The following is a 1,072-nucleotide window of genomic DNA, read 5'->3' on the forward strand; positions in this document are numbered from 1 at the left end:
AAACCTAACCCCAATGTTTATAATATGTTACATATACCTACCTCACCTCCTAAACACCCCTAAAATCTACCTTCTTACTATTATAACCCCTTGATTTTACTGGAGTTAATAGGTCCAACCCTCTTTAGTAAATGGTAACTGGTGAATGGTAATTAATTACCATTCACCGTATGTGTTTAGCGAACCTATATCTTTCTCTAACGCTGAAAGCGTTGAACTTTACATAACCGTAGATGCAATCTACGGAAGAGACATATCCGCACTCCGCGACCCTGAAAGGGTCGAATTTTATCCCTCGTTTAAAATTCAACCCTTTCAGGTTTGTATCCAATGCATAAATACGCTAAACACATACCTTTAGTCTGTTTCAGACACTACCGAAATTTCCACCCCCTAACCCCCGCCAGCGAGGGACAACTCCCCTCTGACCTCTGTATTTATCCGTGCTAATCCGTGTTAATCAGTGGCTGAATAGTTACAAATCTTTCCCCCGTCGTTTTGCTAATTTAATATCTTTCTTAAATTGCGTTGTTCGTTTTGGTGTTCTCAATGTAATCCTATGTCCTTAAATAAATCCTCTTTATTCTTGAATGTTTTAATACCTATTCCTTTATCTGTATTCTCAAAAGTTTTTCGAGTTGTCTTATTAGGTATTTTTACATTAAAAGGTAGACCTCTTTTTATTTTTACTTGAGTATAAAATAGGCTAATTGCTTGACTTACACTAATACCTAAATTTTTTAATATTTTATCTACATCATGTTTTAATTCAGGTTCTACCCATGCTCTTATCATCTCTGACTTGGACAATTTTATCACCTCCGATTATATTGTCAACGCTCTCGGATAAATTTGAGCGTTGGTAACCGTTCAGGCTATATATCAAAAGTGTCCGAAAGGGGATAAGGAGATAAGAGTGATATGGAGATAAGATAATAAAAATAGAGTAACTATTCAGCAATGTAGTTTCGTCATTTTTTAACTGTCTTTTTTTATCAAACCTGAAAGGTTTAAATTTTACATAACCGCAGGAGAAACCTGCGGAAACGAAACATCTACGACATCTCAACCC

The 1,072-nt window shown here is 35.9% G+C and carries 2 protein-coding genes; both read right to left on the minus strand.

What is annotated here, in order from left to right; translation table 11 throughout:
* Positions 1-546: 546 nt before the first annotated feature.
* Positions 547-810 (minus strand): type II toxin-antitoxin system RelB/DinJ family antitoxin, encoded by a 264-nt coding sequence (locus AB1414_21405; protein MEW6609968.1) that lies wholly within the window; start codon positions 808-810, stop codon positions 547-549.
* Positions 770-1,072, minus strand: a 303-nt coding sequence (locus tag AB1414_21410) for a hypothetical protein (protein ID MEW6609969.1), incomplete at its 5' end; no start/stop codon positions are given. The genes AB1414_21405 and AB1414_21410, both read right to left, overlap by 41 nt.

Source organism: bacterium (assembly GCA_040755795.1).
Classification (GTDB): Bacteria; UBA9089; CG2-30-40-21; order CG2-30-40-21; family SBAY01; genus JBFLXS01.